General features: G+C 60.3%; 17 protein-coding genes. 12 read left to right on the forward strand and 5 right to left on the reverse strand.

What is annotated here, in order from left to right:
* The first annotated feature begins 169 nt into the window (after positions 1-169).
* The 6 genes from P0D80_RS07270 to P0D80_RS07295 all read left to right on the forward strand — a co-directional run bounded on the left by P0D80_RS07270 (position 170) and on the right by P0D80_RS07295 (position 7,666).
* Complete coding sequence (locus P0D80_RS07270) at positions 170-1,042, forward strand: manganese catalase family protein (RefSeq protein ID WP_132374546.1); 873 nt, start codon at positions 170-172, stop codon at positions 1,040-1,042.
* A 284-nt stretch (positions 1,043-1,326) separates the two neighbouring features.
* Positions 1,327-2,109, forward strand: a complete 783-nt coding sequence (locus P0D80_RS07275; RefSeq protein WP_408282444.1) for an ABC transporter substrate-binding protein — start codon at positions 1,327-1,329, stop codon at positions 2,107-2,109.
* A 378-nt stretch (positions 2,110-2,487) separates the two neighbouring features.
* Complete coding sequence (locus tag P0D80_RS07280; protein ID WP_459252756.1) at positions 2,488-3,651, forward strand: DesA family fatty acid desaturase; 1,164 nt, start codon at positions 2,488-2,490, stop codon at positions 3,649-3,651.
* A gap of 276 nt (positions 3,652-3,927) precedes the next feature.
* A complete protein-coding gene (acs, locus tag P0D80_RS07285) occupies positions 3,928-5,901 on the forward strand; it encodes an acetate--CoA ligase (protein WP_408282446.1) in 1,974 nt (657 codons plus the stop codon).
* Positions 5,902-5,956: 55 nt separating this feature from the next.
* Positions 5,957-6,556: an acetate uptake transporter gene (locus tag P0D80_RS07290; protein WP_323048661.1), complete on the forward strand. Its 600-nt coding sequence runs from the start codon at positions 5,957-5,959 to the stop codon at positions 6,554-6,556.
* A 72-nt stretch (positions 6,557-6,628) separates the two neighbouring features.
* A complete protein-coding gene (locus tag P0D80_RS07295; protein ID WP_408282450.1) occupies positions 6,629-7,666 on the forward strand; it encodes a zinc-dependent alcohol dehydrogenase family protein in 1,038 nt (345 codons plus the stop codon).
* A 24-nt stretch (positions 7,667-7,690) separates the two neighbouring features.
* Here P0D80_RS07295 and P0D80_RS07300 read toward each other — a convergent pair whose 3' ends face one another.
* A complete protein-coding gene (locus tag P0D80_RS07300) occupies positions 7,691-8,215 on the reverse strand; it encodes a universal stress protein (RefSeq protein ID WP_408176822.1) in 525 nt (174 codons plus the stop codon).
* A gap of 359 nt (positions 8,216-8,574) precedes the next feature.
* On the opposite strand from P0D80_RS07300, the gene P0D80_RS07305 reads away from it, so the two are divergent.
* Together P0D80_RS07305 and P0D80_RS07310 are read left to right on the forward strand one after the other, a co-directional pair.
* Complete coding sequence (locus P0D80_RS07305) at positions 8,575-9,618, forward strand: DnaJ C-terminal domain-containing protein (protein ID WP_408176824.1); 1,044 nt, start codon at positions 8,575-8,577, stop codon at positions 9,616-9,618.
* Positions 9,615-9,926 carry a chaperone modulator CbpM gene (locus P0D80_RS07310; RefSeq protein WP_323047375.1) on the forward strand — a complete coding sequence of 104 codons (312 nt, stop codon included), beginning with the start codon at positions 9,615-9,617 and terminating at the stop codon, positions 9,924-9,926. Before P0D80_RS07305 ends, P0D80_RS07310 begins: the two co-directional genes overlap by 4 nt.
* Positions 9,927-9,936: 10 nt before the next feature.
* Here P0D80_RS07310 and P0D80_RS07315 read toward each other — a convergent pair whose 3' ends face one another.
* The 3 genes from P0D80_RS07315 to P0D80_RS07325 form a co-directional block, all read right to left on the reverse strand.
* Positions 9,937-11,118 carry an NRAMP family divalent metal transporter gene (locus tag P0D80_RS07315; RefSeq protein ID WP_408282501.1) on the reverse strand — a complete coding sequence of 394 codons (1,182 nt, stop codon included), beginning with the start codon at positions 11,116-11,118 and terminating at the stop codon, positions 9,937-9,939.
* A 306-nt stretch (positions 11,119-11,424) separates the two neighbouring features.
* Positions 11,425-11,640 carry a hypothetical protein gene (locus tag P0D80_RS07320; RefSeq protein WP_132374555.1) on the reverse strand — a complete coding sequence of 72 codons (216 nt, stop codon included), beginning with the start codon at positions 11,638-11,640 and terminating at the stop codon, positions 11,425-11,427.
* An 88-nt stretch (positions 11,641-11,728) separates the two neighbouring features.
* A complete protein-coding gene (locus P0D80_RS07325; protein WP_408176826.1) occupies positions 11,729-11,962 on the reverse strand; it encodes a hypothetical protein in 234 nt (77 codons plus the stop codon).
* 620 nt (positions 11,963-12,582) lie between these two features.
* On the opposite strand from P0D80_RS07325, the gene P0D80_RS07330 reads away from it, so the two are divergent.
* The 3 genes from P0D80_RS07330 (at position 12,583) to P0D80_RS07340 (ending at position 15,371) form a co-directional block, all read left to right on the forward strand.
* Positions 12,583-13,302 carry a Crp/Fnr family transcriptional regulator gene (locus tag P0D80_RS07330; RefSeq protein WP_408176918.1) on the forward strand — a complete coding sequence of 240 codons (720 nt, stop codon included), beginning with the start codon at positions 12,583-12,585 and terminating at the stop codon, positions 13,300-13,302.
* A gap of 56 nt (positions 13,303-13,358) precedes the next feature.
* Positions 13,359-13,778 carry a DUF1810 domain-containing protein gene (locus P0D80_RS07335; RefSeq protein ID WP_408282456.1) on the forward strand — a complete coding sequence of 140 codons (420 nt, stop codon included), beginning with the start codon at positions 13,359-13,361 and terminating at the stop codon, positions 13,776-13,778.
* A gap of 198 nt (positions 13,779-13,976) precedes the next feature.
* Positions 13,977-15,371 (forward strand): short-chain fatty acid transporter, encoded by a 1,395-nt coding sequence (locus P0D80_RS07340; RefSeq protein WP_408282458.1) that lies wholly within the window; start codon positions 13,977-13,979, stop codon positions 15,369-15,371.
* Here P0D80_RS07340 and P0D80_RS07345 read toward each other — a convergent pair.
* Positions 15,316-15,690, reverse strand: coding sequence for a hypothetical protein (locus tag P0D80_RS07345; RefSeq protein ID WP_408282461.1), 375 nt, complete (start codon positions 15,688-15,690; stop codon positions 15,316-15,318). The two genes, P0D80_RS07340 and P0D80_RS07345, sit on opposite strands and share 56 nt — an antisense overlap.
* A gap of 345 nt (positions 15,691-16,035) precedes the next feature.
* On the opposite strand from P0D80_RS07345, the gene P0D80_RS07350 reads away from it, so the two are divergent.
* Entirely contained in the window at positions 16,036-16,572 is a 537-nt protein-coding gene (locus P0D80_RS07350; protein ID WP_408282464.1) for a hemerythrin domain-containing protein, read from the forward strand.
* The last annotated feature ends 227 nt before the right edge of the window (positions 16,573-16,799 follow it).

Genomic DNA, 16,799 nt, shown 5'->3' on the forward strand with positions numbered 1-16,799 from the left:
CGTCCGCTCTGAGAGCCGGACGCCCACCGTTGGGTGCGGGCAGCCATCTGGTTGCACCGCTGTCCGGGTTGATCCATGGTCGCATGCGATTCTGGACAGGTACAGGGACATAACAGGTCCACGTCTGCACCCGTACGGAGTTGCTTGGGCCAGTTACCGGAGAAACCTCATGTTCATCCATAACAAACGCCTCCAGTACACCGTGCGCGTCGCCGCGCCGAATCCGGGTCTTGCGAATCTGCTGCTGGAGCAATTCGGTGGGCCGCAGGGCGAACTCGGTGCCGCCTGCCGGTACTTCACCCAGGCGGTCGGCGAAGATGATCCTGGCCGTAAGGATCTGTTGTTCGATATCGCAACCGAAGAGCTGAGCCATCTGGAAATCGTTGGCTCGATCGTCGCGATGTTGAACAAAAGTGCCAAGGGCCAACTGGCCGAAGCCGTGGAAGCGGAGGCGGAGCTCTATCGTTCGATGACGGGGGGAGGAAACGACTCCCACACGACGGCGCTGCTGTACGGTGGTGGCCCGGCCCTGACCAATTCGGCCGGCGTGCCCTGGTGCGCCTCCTATGTCGATACGATCGGCGATCCGACGGCCGATCTGCGCTCGAACATCGCGGCAGAAGCTCGCGCGAAGATCGTCTATGAACGCCTGATCAATGTCACCGACGATCCGGGCATCAAGGAAACACTCGGCTTTCTGATGACACGAGAAATCGCCCACCAGAAATCGTTCGAGAAGGCGTTGCATTCGATCCAGCCAAACTTTCCGCAGGGCAAGCTCCCTGGCGTGCCGCAATACACGAGTGTGTACTACAACATGTCGCGAGGCGACGATGCGCCGCGTGGGCCATGGAACGAAGGCCCGGATTGGGAGTTCGTCGAGTCTCCGGAGCCGGCCGTGGATGGCGGTGACGGCATGGCCACCGTCAACGTATCGCAACGCGACGTGAAGGTGTTGCAGGCCATGGCATCGAGAACGGCGTCGGATGTAGCCTCGGATCCGACGACAGGTGCGGACCTCGGCGCGGGTCAGACTGTCTGACGTTGTCGGCGAAGGCGCAGCCGTCCCGACGGCTGCGCCTTTCATTCCTTGGGCCTTGCCTCAGTCCGACGCCCGCTCATCTCGTCATGGAATGAAAAAGGTGCGTCAGGAACTCGGACGCCGGCCGGCGGCGTGTTGACATGCACCGCACGCATGAGTTGATTTTTTTAATGAATTGGTAAGACCGGACGAATTACGGTCGAATGGCGGGCGCTGCGCGCCGGACGTGGCTCCGACAACGGGGCCCGCCGCTCATTCGTTTAAAAAATCATGAAAGGAGAAACATGAAATACCTGCTTGCAAGCCTGACCATTGCGCTGCTGGCCATATCTTCCGGCAACGCGATCGCGAAGGAATGGTCGACCGTGCGGTTCGGTGTCGACGCGAGCTATCCGCCGTTCGAATCGAAATCCGCCGACGGCAAGCTCGTTGGCTTCGACATCGACCTGGGCAATGAGATCTGCCGTCGTCTGAACGCAAAATGCGTGTGGGTCGAAAACGCGTTCGACGGGATGATTCCGGCACTGAAGGGGCGCAAGTTCGACGGCGTGCTGTCGACAATGTCGATGACGCCGGCGCGTCAGGCGCAGATCGCGTTTTCGTCGAAGGTGTTCCGTATCCCGACACGCCTCGTCGCGAAGAAGGGCTCGGCGATCACGCCGACGCCGGAAACGCTGAAGGGCAAGCGAATTGGCGTCGAGCAGGGCTCGATCCAGGAAACCTATGCGAAGACTTACTGGGAGCCGGTCGGCGCGGTGATCGTCTCTTACCAGGATCAGGATCTGGTTTACTCCGACCTGATCGCTGACCGCATCGACGCATCGCTGCAGAACGCCGTGCAGGCTGACGTCGGTTTCCTGCGCACGGCGCGAGGCAAGGATTTTGCGTTTGCCGGCAATGCGCTTTACGATGCAAAGACGCTCGGAAGCGGCACCGCGATCGGTTTGCGCAAGGAAGACACCGACCTGAAGGCGAAGATCGACAAGGCGATCGCCGACACACGCGCGGACGGCACATACGACAGGATCGCGAAAAAATATTTCGACTTTGACGTCTATGGCCAGTGAACGCAGCCACAACGCGTGGACGCGGCGGATGAGCGCGTTCAATGTCCGCTTAGGGACAATGTCACCCTAGTTCCCGCAAAGCCCTCATCTGGCCGGGTTGCTGCGATCCCGGACATTTCGCTCCGGGTGCGCGGCAACCTTCGGCGAAGAACCTCCACTTCTGCCGCCACGCTGTCCCCACTTAAGCGCGCACCTGTCACGAAGTGTTGTCAACCGGTGCGGCACCGTACCGATGCCTCCTACGAATTCCGGCATGCTGAAGGTCTTGCACGCTGCGCGATACGACTGATCGGCAGCGAAACGTTCGGATCGGCGCTACGTTGCTGTAGAAAGAAGGCCAACTTGTTCAGTACTTCGCTCGCATTCCTCTCGGACGGCCTGCTTGCCTTTTCCGGGTGGCAGATCCTGCTGGCTACGCTGATATCGACGCACGTCACGATTGTCAGTGTGACGGTCTACCTGCACCGGTGCCAGGCTCACCGCGCACTCGACCTGCATCCTCTCGTCAGCCATTTTTTCCGGTTCTGGCTGTGGATGACGACCGGCATGGTGACAGGCAAGTGGGCTGCGGTGCACCGCAAGCACCACGCGAAGTGCGAGACACAAGAAGATCCTCACAGCCCACAAATCAAGGGCATCTGGAAAGTACTGCTTGGCGGTGCCGAACTCTATCGCACTGAAGTGAATAACGAGGAAACACTGCGCAGATTCGGCCACAGCACGCCGGTCGACTGGATTGAGCGGAACGTCTATGCGAAGTATCCGAATCTCGGCATCAGCCTGCTGATCGTGATCGATGTCGCGTTGTTTGGAGTCGTTGGTGTGTCGGTGTGGGCCATCCAGATGATATGGATTCCTTTCTGGGCTGGCGGCGTGGTCAACGGACTGGGGCATTTCTGGGGTTACCGCAACTTCGGCACTCCTGATGCGAGCACGAACGTGATTCCCATCGGCGTCCTGATCGGCGGCGAAGAACTGCACAACAATCACCACGCCTATGCGACATCCGCAAAGTTGTCGAACCGATGGTACGAGTTCGACATCGGTTGGATGTACATTTGCGTCCTTTCCGCGCTTGGGCTGGCCACGGTCAGGAAAGTGGCGCTGCGGCCGCATCTGGTCAAAGGCAAAGCGGAGATCGACGACGACACGCTGCAAGCTGTCCTTCGAAACCGTTTCGAGGTGATGGCAAGCTATGCCCGAACGGCTGAGCGTGCCTTCCGGCAGGAACTGGTGCATGTGAAATACACGAGCCGCCGCGAGAAAGCCCTGCTTATGCGTGGCGTCAGACACTGGTTTCGCGACGACGGGCAGGCAGGGCAAGCCAAGGCGTGTCAACCGGTGCCCAAAGGGGTATACGACCATGCCCCGACGCTTCGTGTCTACGTCGAATTGCGCGAGGATCTGTCGGCAATCTGGACGCGCTCGAATCTCTCTCGTGAACAGCTACTCTGCCAGTTGCAGGACTGGTGCCATCGTGCGGAACAAAGTCGCATCGACGCCCTGAGGCAATTTTCGCTACGTCTTCGTCTTTACGGTTGATACCTGGGTTTAGATCGATCGCGGCCTGGCCGGCGATCTCCGTAGCGAAGCGGATTTCCCAGACTGGTACGCCACCGTACCGACTTCCGGTCACTGCGCGTGCACCGTCATTGCAAGGTCCTGGCGTCGCGCAGCCACCGGAAACGAAGCAATCTCTCGTGTCACGATCTCCCTCACCGATTTCTATTGCCATGCCCGGTCATTGCGCCACGGCGGCGCGACGGCTTGCCGGAAAGCATTTTTCAAGCACGCGCAAAAGCGTGCGAGGAACACATGATGTCAACTACCCATTCGACTCTGGAGGAGCCACAGGCATTCCTCCCACACCCCAGTGTCGCGGCTTACGCCGAGATATCCGGCATGGATGCCTATCGCGCGCTGGTTGCCGAGGCGGAGCGCGATTACACCGGATTCTGGGCCCGTCTCGCACGCGAAACGCTGCAATGGAAAACGCCGTTTTCCTCGATTCTTGATGAATCCCGCGCGCCGTTCTATGAATGGTTTAAAGACGGGACCCTGAATGCCTCGTACAACTGCCTCGACCGCCATGTCGAAGCGGGTAACGGGGACCATGTCGCCGTGATTTTCGAAGCCGACGACGGTACTGTCACGCATGTCACCTATCGCGCGTTGCTCGAACGGGTGAGCCGCTTTGCCAACGCGCTGCGAACCCGCGGTGTGAAAAAAGGCGACCGCGTGGTGATCTATATGCCGATGTCGATCGAAGGCGTCGTGGCCATGCAGGCCTGCGCCCGGATCGGCGCGACGCATTCAGTCGTGTTCGGCGGCTTTTCGTCGAAGTCGCTCAATGAACGGATTGTCAATGTGGGGGCGATTGCGCTCGTCACTTGCGATGAGCAGATGCGCGGCGGCAAGGCGTTGCCTCTGAAGAACATTGCAGATGAAGCCCTCGCGATGGGCGGCTGCGACGCGGTGAAGAGCGTGATCGTCTATCGGCGCACGGGCGGCAAGGTCGCGTGGCACGAAGGGCGCGACCTGTGGATGCATGATCTCACGCAAGCCGAGGCAGACGTTTGCGAGCCGGAATGGGTGGGCGCGGAGCATCCGCTCTTCATCCTTTATACCTCCGGTTCGACCGGCGTGCCGAAGGGCGTGCAGCACTCTACGGGTGGCTTCCTGATGTGGGCCGCGCAGACCATGAAGTGGACTTTCGACGCAAAACGTAGCGACGTGTTCTGGTGCACCGCCGACATTGGCTGGATCACCGGTCATAGCTATATTGCGTATGGTCCGATGGCAATCGGCGCAACCCAGGTCGTGTTCGAGGGCGTGCCGACGTGGCCGAACGCCGGCCGCTTCTGGGAGATGATCGCGAAACACCGGGTGACCGTGTTTTACACCGCACCGACCGCCATCCGCTCGCTGATCAAGCTGGCCGATTCCGATCCGAAGGTTCATCCGGACCGCTTCGACCTGTCGACGCTGCGTCTGCTCGGCACGGTCGGCGAGCCGATCAACCCGGCTGCGTGGACATGGTTCTATGAGCACGTCGGTCACGGCCATTGCCCCGTTATCGACACCTGGTGGCAAACCGAAACGGGTGGTCACATGATCGCGCCGATGCCGGGCGCCACGCCGCTCGTGCCGGGCTCATGCACGCTGCCGTTGCCGGGCATCATGGCCGCGGTGGTCGATGAGACCGGGCGCGATGTGCCGAACGGGCAGGGCGGCATCCTTGTCGTCAAACGTCCATGGCCTTCGATGCTGCGCAACGTATGGGGCGATCCGGACCGCTACACGAAGAGCTACTTTCCCGAAGAACTCGGCGGCAAGCTGTATCTCGCGGGTGACGGGGCGGTCCGTGACGAAGACACGGGCTACTTCACGATTACCGGTCGGATCGACGACGTGCTCAACGTATCGGGCCACCGGCTCGGCACCATGGAGATCGAATCGGCATTGGTCGCCAATCCGCTGGTTGCGGAGGCCGCTGTTGTCGGGCGCGCTGACGAGACTACCGGCGAAGTCGTCGTCGCGTTCGTGGTGTTGAAGGGCGAGCGGCCAACCGGTGACGTGGCGATCAGAATCGCGAATGAGTTGCGCAACTGGGTCGGCAAGGAGATCGGGCCGATTGCAAAGCCCAAGGAAATCCGCTTCGGCGAGAATCTGCCGAAAACCCGTTCAGGGAAGATCATGCGCCGTTTGCTGCGTTCGCTTGCGGCCGGCGAAGAAATCACCCAAGACATATCTACGCTGGAAAATCCGGCGATTCTCGATCAACTCGGGTGATTCGTCGCGCAGGCCGCGGGATCGCCGGATTGAATTTTATCTTCAGGAGCAGGCCATGGCCAGCGCACCGAACCAAACACCACTCGCGAACCCCGCGCCACTGGGTCTCGCCGGCTTTGCATTGACGACGTGGCTGCTGAGCATGATCAACGCCGGCTGGTTCTCGGGCGAGTCGATGGGTCTCGTGCTCGCCTGCGCGCTTGCCTACGGCGGGACGGCGCAGGCGATTGCCGGCGTGATGGAGTTGCCGCGCGGCAACACCTTCGGCGCGACGGCCTTTCTAAGCTACGGGGCTTTCTGGTGGTCATTCGCGCTCTTCGTGCTGTTTCTGCACGATAAAGTGCCGGCCGCTTTCGTTGGCTGGTATCTGTTTCTGTGGGGCGTGTTTACGTTTTATATGTGGCTGGCCACGTTTCGTTCGCCCCGCGCGCTGCAGGCTATCTTTCTGGCGCTGTGGATCACGTTCGGCTTGCTGGCGGGTGGCGAGTGGACGGGTTCGGCTCTCTTGCGAATGGCCGGTGGTTACATGGGACTTGTCACGGCGGCGCTCGCGTTCTATCTGTCCGCAGCCGATGTGATCAACGAGGTGCACGGCCGGATAGTCATGCCGATTGGCGAGCCACGAGTCTTCAGCCGGCACGCCGTCGCGCTCTGACCGCTCGAACCGATGCTGAATCCGCAAGAGGCGAGAGTCAGCACCTCGCGCATGCAACCGGAGTTACCGAAAATGAAGGCACTGGTCTATCTCGGCCCAGGCAAGAAAGCGGTTGAAGACCGTCCCAAACCGGTCATCGACGCGGCCACCGACGCCATCGTCAGGATCAGCAAGACGACGATCTGCGGAACAGACCTGCACATTCTCAAGGGTGACGTCGCGACCTGCCAGCCGGGCCGGGTGCTCGGGCATGAAGGTACGGGCGTCATCGACGAGGTGGGGCCGGGCGTGACCACGTTCAAGCCGGGTGAGCGCGTTCTCATCTCATGCATTAGTGCTTGCGGCAAATGCGAGTATTGCCGCAAACAGATGTACTCCCATTGCGTGAGCGGCGGCTGGATTCTCGGCAACAAGATCGACGGCACGCAGGCCGAATTCGTCCGGATCCCGCATGCGGATACCAGTCTTTACCGCATTCCCGACAACGCCGACGAAGAAGCGCTCGTGATGCTGAGCGATATCCTGCCGACGGGATTCGAATGCGGCGTGCTCAATGGCAAGGTTGAACCGGGCAGTACGGTAGCCATCGTCGGTAGCGGGCCGATCGGACTCGCGGCGTTGCTCACGGCGCGCTTCTATTCGCCTGCCGAGATCATCATGGTCGATCTGGACGACAACCGGCTGGAGACCGCGAAGCGTTTCGGTGCAACCGTAGTGATCAACAGCGCGGACGGCAACGCAGTGAATGCGATCATGAAGCTCACGTCCGGGCGTGGCGTCGATACTGCCATCGAAGCGGTGGGCATACCCGCCACCTTCGAATTGTGCGAGGAGATCGTCGCGCCGGGCGGCACGATTGCGAACGTCGGGGTGCATGGCGTGAAGGTGGACCTTCACATGGAGCACCTATGGGACCGGAATATCACCATCACCACGCGGCTGGTCGATACCGTGAGCACGCCGATGCTGCTGGAGACGTTGCGCTCCCGCAGGCTCGATCCCAAACTTCTGATCACCCATCGCTTCACATTCGAGCAGATCCTCGATGCGTATGAAACCTTTGCGCACGCGGCCGAAACCCGCGCGCTCAAGGTGATCATCGCCGCCTAGCGCGCCGCGATGCATCGGCCGCCATTAGCGCGGCAGTTCATACATTGCCGCAGCGACGTCGGTGTGTGCGGGACCGGCGGTCTGCGCGACCGTGGTTTGCGTTTGCCGGCTCGGGACCAGCAACACGGGCAGGCTTGCACTGCGCACGACGCGTTCGGCCACGCTGCCCAGGAACAGTCGCTTGAAACCTCGTCGCCCATGCGTGCCGAGCACCAGCAGGTCCGCATTGAATTCGTTGGCGGAAATGCGGATCCGTTCCGAAATGTCCTCGCCGATCGGCGCGACGTCGACGATCCGCGGTGTGCCGGCTACGTTCTCGTGCTTCATTCGCGCCAGTGCGTCGGCCAGCAGTTGCTCGCCCTCTTTAACAAAGGCATCGCGCAGGATTGTCGGGTCATAGCCGGAGGCGTCGTATGCCATCAATGGGTTGTCGACCACATAGAGTGGCTGCAACTGCGCGTCATTGGCGCGTGCGAGTTGCAGCGCGCTGTCGAACGCGTGTTCAGACGTCTCACTACCGTCGATCGCTACCAGAATGCGTTTATACATGTCGGCCTCGAAGAATTCGTTCGTGTCCGTCGTATGTCGCGGTAGGGATAATCATTGTGGTGGGCTCCTTGACGAACGGTGTATTTCGCTGGGCTCGACTCGGATATCGACGGCGTGCCAGTCGACCGTAAACAGCACAGTGAATAGCCCACCTTGCGCTCAATAGCGGTGTAATGCAATGAACAGATCACCTGAATTGTCGCGATGCGGTACGGCAGCGTACCGACTTCGGTCGGTCCTGCGCGCACCGTGAAATGGAAGGGTTCGCATTGCCTCGACGGTGCCATTTCATCGGCTCCTTCGTCCCGCTGTGGTACCGCTGAAGTCAGCGCGCGCGGATTTTCTCAAAGGTCTTCGGTATGAAATACAAAGACTACTACGAAGTGCTGGGATTGCCGCGCAGTGCGACGCAGGACGACATCAAGCGTACGTATCGCAAGCTCGCCCGCAAGTATCATCCGGACTTGAGCAAACTCGACGATGCGGAGCCGCGCTTCAAGGAGGTAGGCGAGGCGTATGGCGTGCTCAAAGATACGGAGAAGCGCGCGGCCTACGACCGGCTGGGGGACCAGTGGCGCAACGGTCAGGACTTCGAGCCGCCGCCACGATGGGACGAAGGGTTCGAATTCAGCGGCGCGGACAACAGCGGTGCGGAGGATGCACGCTTCAGTGAATTTTTCGACGCGCTTTTTCGTGGCCAGGATGCCGGTGGTGATCGTAGGTCGACCAGGCAGGCGCGACATACTGCCGGCGCCGGTCACGCACGCGCGACGGACCAGGAGTTGGAAGATGCTTATGCCGGTGTCGGTTTCTCGGTTCCGGGTCAGGATCACCACGCCAAAGTGGTGATCGATCTGGAGGATACCTATCGTGGAGCGCAGCGCACGATTTCGCTGGAGACGCCGGTGCTCGAAGCAAGCGGACATGTCGTGCTGAAATCGCGCACGCTCGATGTCTCCATTCCGAAGGGCGTGCACGGTGGGCAGCATCTGCGGCTGGCCGGCCAAGGGGGCGCCGGTTTCGGAGAGGGGCGTGCCGGAGACCTGTACCTGGAAATCACGTTGCGCCAGCATGCACATTTCCGTGTCGACGGCCGCGATGTGACGATCATCGTGCCGGTTGCGCCCTGGGAAGCGGCACTGGGCGCACGCGTTACCGTGCCGACGCCTGACGGAGCCGTCGAAATAACCGTGCCCAAAGATTCTGGCGGCGGCCAACGCTTGCGCCTGAAAGGCAAGGGAATCCCCGCGAGCGGTCCGGCCGGTACATCGGGTGATCTCTATGCGCAATTGAACATCGTCCTGCCGTCGGCTGACAGTGAGCCGGCACGCGCGGCTTACGAGGCACTACGACAGGCCTGCGAATTCGACCCGCGCGCGCATTTCTCAGGTGATCCATCATGAACGAATCGCGCACGGCCTGGCTCGAATGCCTGATCGTCGAGGAAGAGATCGAGTTCACGCTACACGAATTGTGCCGGGTGTCCGGCGCTTCTGAGAATGAGATATTCGATTGGATCGAGCAAGGCGCGATCGAGCCGAAACGCGTCAGCGAGGACGACGGCCCGCACTTCGACGGCGCCTCGTTGCGACGTGCCCGCAAGGCCCGTCATCTTGCGCGGGATCTCGAGATCAACGCTGCGGGTATCGCGCTCGCACTCGATCTGCTGGATGAAATCGAAGCCTTGCGAGCGCAGTATACGAGGCGATAGAACGGCTCCCTCATGTGAACCAGGCGAGCCCCATCGCCACGACCGTAGCCGCCATCACGCCTGTCGCCACCCAGCCGAGGATGCGTAGAGCTGGCGGAAGCGTGAAGCCGGACATGATGCGGGTACGCATCGAGAGATGCATCATGACGATCATCACGGGCACCGCGACAACACCGTTGAGGACGGCGCTCCAATAGAGCGCTTTGACCGGATCGATCGACGTGAAGTTCAGACCGGCGCCGACTGCCGTCGCGGCGGCAATCACGCCGTAGAACGCCTTCGCCTGCGAGGGCAGCCGCGCGAGGCCCACCCGCCACGCGAACAATTCTCCCACCGCATAGGCACCCGAGCCGGCCAGCACAGGCAGCGTCAACAAACCGGTGCCGATGATGCCGGCGGCGAACACAAAGAACGTGAATGGACCTGCTATGCCACGCAGCGCCTCAGCCGCCTGCGCCGAAGTCTGAATATCGAAGAGTCCGTGCGCGTGCAAGGTCGTCGCCGTCGTCACGACGATGAAGAACGCGATCACATTCGAAAGCGCCATGCCGAGGTACGTGTCGACGCGGATCCGCGCGAACTCGGCAGGCGCTTCCCACGGTGCGTGGGTCAACGGATGCGCGCCGGGTCGCTCCTTTTCGTCTTCGACTTCCTGCTCTGCCTGCCAGAAAAACAGATAGGGGCTGATCGTCGTACCCATGACAGCGACGATGGCGACGAGATAATCCGGTTTGATGGATAGCGACGGCAATAGTACGGCCCAGCCGACCTGATCCCACGGCACTTTAACGACAAAGGCGCAGATCACGTAGCTGAACAACGACAGGCACAGCCATTTCAGAACCGACACATAGCGTGCATAGCGCGTGAATACTTCCAGCACGACCGACAGCAGCCCGAAACCGCAAACGTAGAGCAGGACAGGACCGGAGATCAGCAGCTTGAGCGCAGCGCCCATCGCGCCCAGGTCCGCACCCAGGTTGATGGTGTTCGCGACGAGCAGCAATCCGACCAGGCTGGTCGACAACCAGCGCGGATAGTGCTCGCGCAGATTGCCGGCGATGCCGCTTCCGGTGATGCACCCGATGCGCGCGCTGATCTCCTGGATCGCGGCCATCAACGGATAGCTGAACAGGAGTGTCCAGGCGAGGCCATAGCCGAATTGCGCACCGACCTGGGAATACGTTGCGATACCGCTCGGATCCGTCGTCCGATGCGCCGGTGATGAGGCCCGGGCCCATCACCTGTAGCAGCTTTGGACGAGTCGGCTGTTTGACCGGATCGTGGGTGAGCGTGTCCATGAGCGGGGCGCTCCTCGTGGCGGGCGAGTCGGTATGGGACTCTCAGGCAGTATCGGGTGCGGTGGACCCGGCGTTACGGTGGTCGTCGAAGACCGCGATTCCGACGTCATAGGGAGCCATGCGAGTCGTCCTTGAAAAGGTGAGAGGTATGCAAGCTGGCGCGCCGTGTGCAACGAGCTTTGGAAGTGCGGCCCGTGCTATTTCAGATTATTGAGTTCGGCACGCGCGAGCGTCTCGACCGATTCCCATGCGACATCTTCACGTTCGAAGAAAGTGTCGAGTTTGATCAGTTCCTTGCCCTTTGCCGCGCCTTTCCGAACGATACACACACTCGCCACCCAGCCATCGGCGACATGATCCTTGACCGTCATGTAGGCGTCGTGTGTCCTGCTTGAAATGATTCTGTCTGCCATGGTGCCGCCTGTCTGATTGAACGACAGCCACGCTGGTCGCCGTCGCTGCCGGGTTAAGCTTGAGGTTCGTCGATAACTGTCGGCACTGCTACATCCCGAACTTGTGTTCCGCAATGTATCTGTCGCCATATGCGAGTGCAGCCGCATAGCCTTCCTCGCTGGTTGCAAAGACGCCGACGTCATAGTGCTTGTCGGCGGAAGGAAGGCAACCTTCCACAGCATGCCGAAGATGAAAATTGAAGGTGCCGTCCTGCAGTTCCATGCATTCGGGGGTGAATGTATGAATACGGGCCTGATACAACTTCTGGATGTTTTGCCTCATGACCTGCTCCTGCCTTATATGCCTTTGAATACAACGGACTAGCGACTCCTCGGTCATCGCTGGGCGACGATAGTAGACACGCTACGCGCACGCGCGGGAGAAAGCGGTACGACAACGTACAGACGCCCGTCCATGTTCAAACGCACAATCCGCGCCGGTCTCGCGAGATTCTTTGGATGTCGGCGGGCACTGATCCACCAAGGCTTGCGGCAATCATCAGACGTGGGCTAAACCTTCATTTCGTTGAATTCCGGCTCAATACGCGTCCGGCAGCGCCTTTTTTGGCAACGTACAAGTGGAACCAACGATTGCCGTTCAGCCGAGCGTTAGGTCGAGAAGGCCGAGCATGGCAATCGTTTCGAAGGTCGTGCAATCCGCATGCACGGCGTCTCGCACCGCGAATTCATGCCAGGACACGGATCGGCGCGTAACTTCGACGCGACTTATAATCTTTTTTGCGTATTAGCCAGATCTCGAGTAACGCGAAGATTACCGCATCGTGACGCGCTGCGGCACAAGCCGCAAAGGTGTTGGAGCATTCCTCCTTCTATCCATATTCACCCGTCAGGAAATCGTCGGCGAAAGCGGCGCGGTTCCGGGCGAGCTGCGGAGAGTGTGAAATGTCTCAAGATCACCGTCAAAACGAAAATCATCTGATGGCCGTGTTGCCTGACCTGGAGTGGGAGCGTCTGGCGCCGCATCTGTCGCTCGTGGAGATGCCGCTTGGCAACGTCGTCTATGAATCCGGCGATCGCCTCAGTTACGTTTATTTCCCAACCACCTGCATTGTGTCGCTGCTGTATGTGATGGAGGACGGGGCGTCCGCCGAAATCGCGATCGTCGGCAACGAAGGGCTCATCGGCATCGCGCTTTTCATGGGTGGCGAGACCACGCCGAGCCGCGCGGTCGTACAAAGCGCAGGGCAGGCATATCGCTTGGACGCTCAAATCCTGAAAGAGGAGTTTCATCGTGCAGGGCCTGTCCAGCGCCTTTTGCTGCGCTATACCCAGGCGTTGATCACGCAGATGGCGCAGACCGCCGTATGTAATCGTCACCATTCGATCGACCAGCAGTTGTGCAGGTGGCTGCTGCTCAGCATCGACCGCCTCTCGTCGAACGAACTGAAGATGACGCAGGAGCTGATCGCCAATATGCTGGGCGTGCGCCGCTCCGGCGTAACCGAGGCCGCACTGAAACTGCAGGATGCAGGTTTGATTCGGTACAGCCATGGACACATCGAGGTATTGGATCGGCCGGGGCTAGAAAAGCGTGTGTGCGAATGTTACGGCGTAGTGAAGCGCGAATTCGACCGGTTGCTGCCCGCCTTGAAAGCGCTATAAAAAACGGCGTGAGCGCGTGCTGGCGCGAATTCAATTCAGTGTGAACGGAGAGCGAATTGGACGATCCTTTCAACCTTCAGCGCTTTGTCGACGCTCAGGATCCGCTGTACGCGCAGGTCTGTGACGAACTGCGCAACGGGCGTAAGCGCAGCCATTGGATGTGGTTCGTGTTTCCGCAGATCCAGGGGCTTGGAACGAGTGCGATGGCGCAGCGGTTCGCGATTTCGTCGTTGGCCGAGGCCGATGCTTATCTGCGCCACCCGATTCTGGGCGAACGGCTGAGGCAATCGACGCGACTGGTCAACGTTGTCGATGGTCGTTCAATCGAGGAAATTTTCGGGTATCCGGATTACCTGAAGTTTCACTCGTCGATGACGCTATTCGAGCGCGCGGCGATCGACAAAGAGCCCTTTGCGCAAGCGCTCAGCAAGTATTTCCATGGTCAAGGCGATCCTCTAACGTTTGAGCGCCTCTAGCGCTCACTTGCCGGGGCAGCGCAATTGCTGCGCCCCGCATTGATTCAACTTACCCTCCATCGACCACCTTTCAGGCGAACAGTAAGCCTTGTCCAGGACGCTTCGCGAGCGTACAAAGTAGCGAACGCATCTGCGAGCGGCCCGTCATCGATTGCCGGTGCTGTAAGCGATGTAATGTCAATAACGCTTTGGACAATCATGAACGAGAAAGACATTCACTCAGCCAGCACAACTCGCAACGCGCGCCGCCGGAACGTCGTCGCGGGTCTCGTCTACGTGTTCGAGCAGGTCATGCCGGACCCATTCGTCCTTGCAATTGGCTTGACGCTCGTGGTGGTCCTGCTGGCCATGGCCTTCGCACCGCATGCGTCGCTCGCCGTCATCCTGAGCGCGTGGTACGGCGGCACGTTCAACATTCTCGGCTTCGCGCTGCAGATGATCCTGATTCTCGCGACCGGCTATGCAATCGCCGACGCGCCGCTCGTCCAGCGCGGACTGCGGGCGATGGCTGCGGGCGTGCGCACGCCGACGCGCGCCGCGCTGTTGGTCTTTCCGATCGTCGCGGTGGCCGCGTGGCTCAACTGGGGGCTTGGCCTGGTTGTCGGCGCGCTCCTGTCGCGCGAAATTGCGAGGCGCGTAAAGGTGGATTTCGCATGGCTCGTCGCGGGTAGCTACTCCGCTTGGTCGGTCTGCAATAGCGGCTTGTCCAGTTCGATCGCGTTGTCACAGGCATCGCACGGCAATGCATTGAACCTGGTCGAAAAAGCCACCGGACAAGTGATTCCGTTGAGTGAGACCGTGTTTGCGCCTTTCGTCTTCATCCCGACCGTCCTCGTCGTTGTCGTCATGACGGCGATCTTCATCTGGATGCACCCGAAGCAGGAGAATGTGGTCGCTTTCAATGAAACGCAGCCTGCGCCTGAAGCACAGACAGAGGCCGATCCGCATGCGAGGGACGCGAAGACATCATCGTTCGCTGCCCGCGCCGAGCGGTCCATGCTCGGCACGCTGCTCCTGCTGGCGCTGGGCGTGGGCTATCTCGCGCTGACGTGGTCCAGCAAAGGCTTCGAGTTGGACATCAACACGACGATCCTGATCTTCCTGCTGGCAGGGCTGGCGCTGCAGCGCACACCGATCGCCTATGCCGATGCAATTCGCCGCGCCGCGCGGCAGACCGGCTCGATGTTGCTCCAATATCCGATGTACGGCGGCATCATGGGCATCATGACGGGGACCGGATTGGCGTCGACGATCGCCAAGACGTTTGTGGCCATCGCCACGCCGATGACGCTTCCCGTCCTGAGCTACTTCAGCTCGCTGATCATCACGCTGCTCATTCCCAGCGCCGGCGGACACTGGGCCGTTCAGGGGCCTTTCGTTCTGCCGGCCGCATTGAGCCTGCATGCTTCGGTTCCACGCACGGCGATGGGCGTCGCCATGGCCGAGAACGTCTCGAACATGCTGCAACCTTTCTGGGCGGTGCCCGTTGTTGCGATCGCTGGCATTCGCATCCAGCGGGTCATGGGCTACACGGCGATCACTTTTGTAGTATCGCTCGTGATCTATGCAGCGGCGCTTTGGCTGATTCCGTGATTCGATTACACATGCGCCGGGCAGAAGAAGCTGCTGGCGCGCCGCTGCGTTTTTTGATGAACTGGTTCACGCGCGTCGCTCGGAAGCGGGTGGGCATGGTCTGATGAATCGCACGCTCCATCGAGCTCGACACGCCGCACGCGACCAGAGTCAGCGACGCGTTCGCCTTTTCTTTTTGGGTTTCGGCGGCGCGAGCGCAGCGGTCCAGAAAGCGGTGGTCCCGCGCTTTGCCGCCGCCGTCGCGTGACCGCGCGCTGAACCCGCCACTGCATTTGCGCCGCTCAACCACATGCTGAGGAAGGGATTCTTTTTCATCCACGGATTTTTCATGTCAGGCCCGATCGAATAAGGGTTGTCCAGTTCATGCCGAACGAAGATCGCAACGGGCATACCTATCGGACCGCGATCGGCGCGCCGGTGCAAATCGAGCGCGGAATCGATCCTGCCGAACGTAAATCGGCAGATCGCGCGCGCGAGACGGCAACTACCGGCGGAAATCGCTTCTCCGACCGACGGCGAATTGAACACACCAGTTGTACATTCGCGCAGTCGGGCTGACGCGAACACGTCCGGCCGATCACTTCGGCAGAACTCACCGTGACTGGGCATGACGCTTGCGCGATTAAGCGTTCAACCGTTAAACCCGATCACCGAGGAGAGCAGCATGGAAGCGACAAAGCAGGACAACAAGGCGACTGTATCCGGCGCGCACGATGCCTTAGCCTTTCTCGAGGCGGAACATCGCGCGGTCGAAAGATTATTCACGGCGTTCGAGAAAGCCGCGGACGATGATCTTGAAGCGAAGTCGGCGCTCGCGCAGCGCGCCTGCGAAGAGCTATCCATTCATGCGATGCTCGAAGAGGAACTGCTTTATCCGGCGGCGCAGGAAGCTCTGCCTGACAGCGACAAGGTCGACGTCGAAGAAGCGTACGTCGAGCACTTCCTCGTCAAGACGCTGATCGCGAAGTTTGAAACGATGAAAGCGGGCGACAAAGGCTTCGATGCGACCTTCAAGGTGATGAGCGAGATGGTGGGGCATCACGTCGAGGAAGAGGAGGAGGAACTCTTTCCGGAACTGCGCAAGTCGAATTGTAATCTGCGCTCGCTGGGCGAGAAGATGGCGAAACGCAAGGCGGAACTGCAGAGCAAGCTCGATGCGGTGGGGAGCAGATCGGTGGGCGATAAGACGGCGGCGCTTTAAGCGTAGCAAAGCGATAGTGGATCGCGAACGCGCGGCAAAAAACCGAAAATATATAACGCTGGAGCAGCCCGCTGCGAGAAAGGCACGCTGTATGCTGCCGTCGTTCTACCCGGCAGCCGCTTCGTTGAGCGGTTGCCTCTTCAAGACTCTTTGCTCTTGATAGGACACGATCAGCACCGCTGCAGAAAGGAACGTCGAAGGGCACTGTGTCGCACAGTAGCAAGGCC

This window comes from Paraburkholderia sp. RL17-373-BIF-A (assembly GCF_046030175.1).
Classification (GTDB): Bacteria; Pseudomonadota; Gammaproteobacteria; order Burkholderiales; family Burkholderiaceae; genus Paraburkholderia.